Source organism: Pedobacter sp. 01T416_2 (assembly GCF_056398925.1).
Window position 1 is genome coordinate 1 of sequence record NZ_JBFTQI010000191.1, and the last position, 8490, is coordinate 8490.

Genomic DNA, 8490 nt, shown 5'->3' on the forward strand with positions numbered 1-8490 from the left:
CGACATATCCAAGCATATTATTGAGGTTGGCGATGTTGTTGTACATCCCACTCCAAATAAATCCTATTTCCTGTTTTACACCTAGCTGGTTGTAATCATATTTATATGCATTGGCAAAAAGATTATCGCCAAGGGCAGAGGTAGAAGCATTTGTATAGTTGTTCACCATTACCGATAACATTCCAACCGAAAGGTCGTAGGTATATAAACCTTTCATCGGAACCGATGCGGGTTTGTCCATTCCCAGATAAACGCCGGTCAAAGCATCAATAAAGCCTTGTTCATCATTAAATAGTGTCTCTTGTGGCACCTTGTCTTTTAAGGGCATCTCCAAGAACTTCTTACATCCACCTAAAGCAATAAGCAGTACAAAACAACTCGGCAGAAATATACCGATAAGACTTTTGCGCCTTTTAACTGTCTCTTGTGTAATTTTGTTGATTTTAGACATATGTTTAAAAATTTGTAGATATCCCAAAATTTAAGCTTCTGGAGAAAGGATACCCGGTACCTCTTTCGGTCTTGATTGTAGCAAAACGGACCAGGTTATTTTGCGTAATCATCAGGCGGGGTGCAGACAGATGTGCTGCTTTTATCCACCTTAAGTTCGCAGGAAAATTGTAGCCTACAGTTAAACTGGCCAGTTCCATAAAATTATCCTTTTGAACAAAACGTGAAGTAGCGTTGGTCTGCTGCAGACCTAAAGAACCGTCGGCTGTCAATGCTTTAAACGAAGACTGATCACCAGGTTGTTTCCACCGTTCGGTCAAGACCCTCAAATCAGCATTACCTTGTGTTAAATCAACATTTTCTACCCGATCGACCAGCGTTTGGTTATACATATAACCACCATACTGATAACTGACAATAATGTTCAGTACAAAATTTCTATAAGTCAGATTAGAACTTGCACTGCCTTTTATCTTTGCTGTTGCATCTGCAATAGGACGTTTATCTCTGGCATCCCAAATAAAAGTACGGCTTCCGTCCAGTTTGGTAAATATTTCCTTACCGGTCGCTGGGTCTATGCCCAAAGATGGTACGGCCCAGATCCTACTCATGGACTGCCCTACCTCGAAGCGCGGAAGCGGCGTAGTCTGATACCTCGAGTTATCTACATTATTTGGGTCATTTGCTTTATTGTATGCGTCATTGATTGCGGTAATAGCCGGAGATAATCTGGTGATTGTATTGGTATAATGGCCGCCGTTCAGAGCAACCGTCCAGAATATGTTTTTTGCCGGGTTTTTAATCACCGGTGCCGATATCCCAATTTCATAACCTTCATTTTTAGTTGCGCCCAAATTGTTCTGGTAATTTGTAAAGCCTGTTGAGGGTGCAATATCCAGAGGTAGGATCAAATTGTCGGTTGTTTCGCGGAAAAACTCGATACTGGCATTAATTCTTCCCTTAAACATACCCAGGTTTAACCCGATATTGCTTTTGAGTGTCTGCTGCCACTTTAAATCAGGGTTGGCATAACTCAATGTTGAAGAACCTATCATCAGGCGGTAATTATTTGAATAATTGTACTGGTAGATCTGTTGGGCCATATCTGAAGAAAAATTCTGATTGCCTGTAGTACCGATACTTGCACTCAATTTGGCCGACTGGATAATATCGTTTGGTTTAAAGAACTTTTCGTTGGTAATATTCCAGGCTAAACCTCCTGCATAGAATGGGGCAAAGCGGCTGTTTGAGCCAAACTGAGAAGACCCGCTTAGGTTAGCGGTAAATTCTGCAGTATACCGGTTGTCATAATTATAGCTTAAACTAAAAAAATTAGAAAGATTTTTGGTCATATTGCTCGTCGATCTCGGTTTAACTGTCTGATAGTCGAAACCATTTGCGAGCCCCATTTCGCCCAGATAATCATTTGGTATACCATAAACAGCTACAGTAGTTGAGTTACTGGATGTTTTTTGCAACGAGGCACCTAAATTTGCCAGTATAGTATTTTTACCGAGCGCCAAACGGTAACTCGCATTTAATCTGCCGCTAATTGCGCTGTTTTTACCCTTAAGCTGTTGGTAGGAWCCAAGGTCAGGGAACTGGGCCAGTGCACTCGAAACAAATCTGGTATGATCAGCAGGGTAAAATGTTTCTGAACCCGGCGCATTTGAGGACCAACCTAAACTACCGGTCAGTTTCAGGTTGTCTGTTAATGACCACTCCAGGTTGGTATTGTTGGTAAAAGTTAAAACAGTAGCATAATCCTTTACGTTTAAGGTCGCATTATAAGACGGATTGGTGAAAATTCCACCAGGAGCAGAAATGCTGAAGCCTAAACTTGATTGGCCCGGTTCTAAAATTTTAATAGGATTTCCATTTGCATCATTGTTCCTGAAAAAAGGAAATTGATTTACGTATGAATCAAAACTTCCCCAAGGGGTATTGTTTCCTTTGGTATAGCCCACAGCAATGGCATTACTTAACCGGATATTCTTGACTGAATAGGATACATTATAACTTAAACCATAGCGATCCCTTCCAGAATCTTTCATTACCCCTTCCGAAGTGTTATAGTTTAAACCAAAAGAGTAACGCAAGGGGCCTGAGCCTCCAGATAAGGAAAGACTTTGACTTAAGCCTAGGCCAGTCTGAACAGGCTGGGAAAGCCAGTAAGTATTAACCCCACTTCTTACCCCAGCCAGGCGGTAATCATACCATTGTTTCTTGGCAACATCGATATACTGATTGTTCGGATCGCTGTAAATCCCCGTTAACCGCTGTGCTTCGAGAAGCTGCTCGGCATTCATTAAATGGTAAGATGAAAGATCGGGCAGTTCAGCACTGGCATTGACCGAGTAGGTTACCCTTAATCTTCCCGCCACTGGTTGTTTAGTTTCAATTACGATAACGCCATTTGCTGCYTTAGACCCATAGGCAACAGTTGCCGCAGCATCTTTTAACACCGTGATATTGGCGATCAGGTTCACATCCATATCATAAAGTGTCTGGAGCGTAGTTTCAAAGCCGTCCAATATGATCAGCGGCTGATTAGGATTGGCCAGGTAGTTGGCAGTGATATCCCCATTTGATACCGGGTTTGCACTCCCTGCATTTCCCTGTAAGGAAACAGGTAGATTATTTGCTCCCCTGATCTGGATATTGGGCAATCTGTTCGGGTCACTGCCAAACTGATTATTCTGGGCCAACCTTACTGATGGATCGACTACCGCAAGGGCCTGGATTACATTCCGGGGATTAACTGTTTTCAATTCTTCTCCGGTATACGTTTTTGCGGAACCGGTAAAGTTACCCACCGGACGTTTGTATAAACCTGTATTTACAGTTACCTCCTTCAGGGTTAGATTATTGGTTTTTAAGGTAAACTTCACGTTCGTTTCACCAGGCTTCAAAGTAAGCTCAATTGTGATGCGGCCGATATAGGATGCCCTAAGTTTYGCCCCGGGAGATACGTTCTTCAGTTCGAAATTGCCATCCTTATCTGTTCTTGTATTATTAGCAGTACCCACCTGTATCACTACAGCGCCCACCAGCGGATCTCCTAATTCATCCTTTACAAGACCCTTTATTGTGATATTCTGTGCAAAAAGTGCCGTTGTAAAAAAGCTCAGAAACAGAAACAGTATTGCACTGCGGCGAGCTCTTTTATTTAATATGGTTTTATTGCTGTTCATTATAATTACCTTGCAATTTAATTTCTTGGTTCTCTAGTATATGCCTGTTATTCAGGCCTCACAAATGTGTAACTTGGGTTGGACACCATTGGCACATAGGCTGTACCGCTCACCGGCGGCGTTTTTGGATAAAACGGCAATGCGGTAAAGGCCGTGTTCTTGCGTTTGTAATAAAAAAACATTTGCCCCTCACCTATAAACTCCTTTCGGTATTCATTCATGATCTCAGCGGAAAGCGCCATTGCGTCGGGCACATTGAGCGTTGTTAAGGCAGCTAAATTTCTGGCTCCGCGTACCTGGTTGATATATGATAAGCCTGCAGGCACATCTGCGGCGCATTCAGCTAAAATATAATACATCTCGGTTAAGCGGATCATTGGAAATATGTTGGAAGCCGTAACAGTCAATTTTTTAGGTATAAGGGCCGTGCCAAGGGCTGTACCCGTTGTCGCGTCAATAAAACTTTTACGGTAATCAACATTTGTACTACCATACAGCGCGGTCTGAGCTGACGCCGATAATCCGATGAGTGAAGATGTGCCATAAATAGCCTTATAATTAGCGAAAAAGTTAATGGCGTAAATGTTAAGCTTAAACAGACTTTCCTTTGTAAAAAAAAGGTCGGCATTGGTATTTAAGGACAAAGCAAATTTATTACTGTTGATTACCGCCAAAGCATTTTCGCTTGCCTTGGCCATATCGCCCTTATATAAATATACACGCGCCAGTAAACCTTTTACTGCCCATTTGGTTATCTGTGAAGTCGTTAAATCATTCGGATTCAGAAGCGCGTCTGCAGCAGACAGATCAGCGATACACCTGTCCAAAGCAGTCCCAACCGTAACTGTCGGGCTTTGATCAACACTGATGGTGGTTACATAAGGAATGCCTGATGCCCCGGCATCAATTGGTGCAAACAGGCGGAGCAGGTCAAAATGCAGATATCCCCGTAAGGCCAGGGCCTCCCCTTTGAACGTATTGTAATTATTACCCGTAAATATCGTTTTTTTCAGTTCTATGTTGTTAAGCAGGTTATTTAGGTTGGCCACAGACTGGTACATTTTGTTCCATACCTCCGCGCTATAATTCTTGACCACCGGATCTGAAAAATTGTAGGTGGCGGCCTGATAATATAACTGTCCGGCTTTGTTTACGTTAATGCTATCAAAGTTTCTTCCTGCTAGCGAAAGAACCCCCATGGTGAGGTCCTTTCCATACAGTGTAGTCGAACCCATTTGCAGGTATACGCCGTTCAAAGCTTCCCTGAATCCCTGCTCGGTAGAAAAAACCTTCGATTCATCTACCTGCAAGGGCTGCGGCGTACCGTCAACCCATTTTTTACAGGCCATTATGCTAAAGAGCATTAATATCACTGCAAGAGCTGTTATTTTTTTTCTCAAAATCTGCATGGGAACTGATTTAAAAGTTTGCATTTAAAATGAATGTGTAATTGCGCTGGAAGGGATAATTAATTCCGTGCTGCATATCAGCACCACCGATCTCAAAAGCATTGTTCACCATAAATTTTAGGCCTAAATTTCTCGCCTTGATCTTTTCTGCAACTGTTTTGGGGATCATATAGCCCAGTAGGATTGATGAGCATTGAATTTTATTATCGTTTTGGACCAATCTGGTTGTTGCATAGGTTGGTGAATTAAACAGCCCTTTATAGATGGCATCTGGCATACCCGGCACCCAACGCTGAGGGTTAAGTACACGGGCATCCAAATTATCATCAACTAATGCGTTTTCGATATCTGCCATCGTTTGATTATAAACTTTAGCACCATATTGATAGTTAAAAARTGCACTTAAGGAGAACTGGCAGAAAGTAACTTCGGTGCCCAGCGAACCAATCCATTTGGGCATTAAATTGCCTGCCAGCACTTTATCATTGGCATCCCAGATCGTTGTGCTGCTGCCATCCTTCTTCCGGAAAATTTCTTTGCCACTCAGGGCATCAATGCCTAAGGACGGAACTGCCCAGATACTATAAACAGACTGTCCGGCCACATATAAAGGTTGTAGGGTAGTTTGGGAAACGCTGAAATTATTGTAGTTATTAACCTGGTATAAATAAGGTCCTGAAGCTGTAATCTTATCTGCTGCATGAAAACCATTCGCCATAACATTTACCCTCAGGTTATTATTAGGTGATTTATAAACCGTTCCAACCGCACTGATTTCAATTCCTCTAGTTTCTATTTCACTATAGTTATCATAAAACGAAAAATTTTGGTAGCCTGTTGATGCAGCAGCAGTTATCGGGAGTACCATCCTATAGCCAGATTGTTTATATACATTAAATGCCAATGTTAGCCGGTTATTGAAAAAAGCGGCGTCAAGTCCGAAATTCTGTTTAAACGTTTGAGGCGCGCGCAGACCGTTATTTGCAAAACCGGTCAGGTAGGCACCTAAGCCAATTCCAATTGTACCTATACCACTACCCGATGGAACATACTGCTGATCGGTGTAGTAATTATAGGTAGTCCTGTTCAAATAAGATAAAAAGCCCTGGTTACCGGCTATTCCTAAACTGCCTCTGATCTTTAAAAGGTTAATCCATTTTACCGAATTTAGAAACTGCTCCTGGTTAACCTTCCATGAGAATCCTATCGCACCAGAATTAGTAGCCATATCAACCCCAGAATAATAATCCATTGATCCGGAAAGATCAATCTGATAACGTCCGTTGTAACTATAGCCAAAATTGCCAAAGGTAGAAACATAACGGGTCACTATTTTGCCGCTTACCGGTTTTGAAATTGAATACCCGTTTCCAGCAGATATATCAGTTATACGGTCCGTGGCAAAGCCACTGACTGCAATGCCTTCGGATTCGCTTGAGGTCTGTGATAAATTCATGCCCACATTTGCAAACACCTGGTGTTTACCAAAGTTATTCTGATACTGTAAACGGATACCGCCCTGAACATCCATAAACGAGTTGGAAGTATAGTTGTATTGCCCCCTTTTAAATAGGTTATCAGGAGTAATATTGGCAAATGAGGTATGATCGGGAGGCAGGAAATAATTTATTTCGTCAGATTGCCTAGCGATGCTAACCATTCCATTTAACTGAAACCCAGATCCAATCAGCCAGTTGAGACTAGTTAGATTACTATAGCGGGCATAATTTGTAGCATCTAATGTCGAAATGGTTGCGTTATAAGCTGGATTTAGATAAGCCAAATCGCCATTTGCAAGTACATTAGACTCGACTGTTTTCTGAAATTTCCCGGTAAATGGATCGTTTAACTGCCAGTACTGGTTCATTTTAACATAACTACCAAACCCACCATATGGAGAATTTGCTGCATCTACCCCCAGATAAGAAAAATGATTACTGAAGGAAAAAGCACCAAAATGACCACCAAAATATGCGCCCAGATCAAGGTTTTTCCTAAAAGAGCCTTTCATTACACCCTCAATGTCATTATAGGATGCACTCAAACCATATGCGATATCTTCGTTACCCGCACTTAAATCAAGTGAATGTTTCGTACTCAGTCCATTTTGGAGGGGAACAGCCAACCAATCGGTATTTACATTGTTGTTATAAGCCTGATCGTATCTTTTTTGGAAAACCGGGGCCAAAGGTCCGTTGAACAGCCCTGAATTTTTCTCTATGTCTAATTTCTGCTTAGCGGTCAAAGGCTTGAAAGAAGAAATATCAGGTGCGGAAATCTGTACCTGTTCGGTAAACGAAATCGCCAATCTACCCTGAGGTTTAGTAGTCTGCACTGCAATAACCCCATTGCCCCCGCGTAAACCATAGCTCGAAGTACCCGCAGCATCTTTTAAAACCGTAACGCTCTTAATGCGGTTAAGATCGATATCCAAAATAGTCTGAACCGATACCTGAACACCATCCAATAAAAACACCGGAGAAGTGTTCGAAGTTATACTCGATGCGATGTAATCTGCAGCCGAGGGTGTCTTCAACACACCTGATACACCATTATTATCGTTTATAACAGTAGCCGAAAACGGAAAATTACCTGTGCCATTCAACTTAAGCTGAGGAAGTATATTGGGGTTAGCCCCATCATTGTTTCCTCTCATTATCGATAATGACGGCACATAAAACTTTAGTCCATCAATCAGGCTAAGCGGATTCACATTACGTAGCTCTGCTCCTGTTACTGTTATCGCTGAAGTGGAAAACACCTCACCAGCATTTTTCCATAAGCCTGTGTTTACAAAGTATGCAGGCATTGATTCTTCTGCCTTGACCATACGTACAGTTAAGGATGAAGCGGGTATTCTCTTTCCCACCCTATGATATCCCGGCTTTAAAAGTATAACAACGGAATCGTCAGTGTTCTCGAAAACCGCAATTCCCTCAATGGTATATTTAGATTCTTTTCCCAGCGTAACACGGACACTATCTAAAGGTCTGGAACTGCCCTGATCCAACACTCTAACTGTTTTTTTCTGTAATCTATGGACGGTATCAGCTTTAGAAAAAGGTATTTGAACTGTCGGCTGGAATGCAAAACCACTTTCATGATTCAGACAGATCGTGATAATCAAACCTAATAAGCAGTACCATTTTTGTTTCATCGAAATAAAATAAGTTAATTAATAGTTAAATTTTGGTTTAATTAAAACTACCTCAATAACAAAATTATGTTAAGAGAAAATGAAAAAAAATGGATAATGAGACTAATAACAGGACTATACTTTTAATGGGCCGCATTTAGCTCATTAATATAATGAAAAGTGGATTTTAGGCATGCGAATTCAGATCAGTTGCAAAAAAATGGATAAAGCAGGAATTTGTTGATGATGATATCTTGCCAATTTTGCACTTTCTATATGCAAGTAGTCATCAATCTTCAGC

General features: G+C 41.5%; 3 protein-coding genes and 1 pseudogene. All 4 read right to left on the bottom strand.

The annotated features are described in order from the left end of the window. Window positions 1-451, bottom strand: a pseudogene (locus AC1DPQ_RS10305) (hypothetical protein); the annotation flags it as partial. Window positions 452-455: 4 nt separating this feature from the next. Then, complete coding sequence (locus AC1DPQ_RS10310; protein WP_477580093.1) at window positions 456-3644, bottom strand: SusC/RagA family TonB-linked outer membrane protein; 3189 nt, start codon at window positions 3642-3644, stop codon at window positions 456-458. A 47-nt stretch (window positions 3645-3691) separates the two neighbouring features. Further along, window positions 3692-4993: a RagB/SusD family nutrient uptake outer membrane protein gene (locus tag AC1DPQ_RS10315; RefSeq protein ID WP_477609126.1), complete on the bottom strand. Its 1302-nt coding sequence runs from the start codon at window positions 4991-4993 to the stop codon at window positions 3692-3694. Window positions 4994-5063: 70 nt separating this feature from the next. Next, window positions 5064-8210, bottom strand: coding sequence for a SusC/RagA family TonB-linked outer membrane protein (locus AC1DPQ_RS10320; protein WP_477609128.1), 3147 nt, complete (start codon window positions 8208-8210; stop codon window positions 5064-5066). Between the last annotated feature and the right edge of the window lie 280 nt (window positions 8211-8490).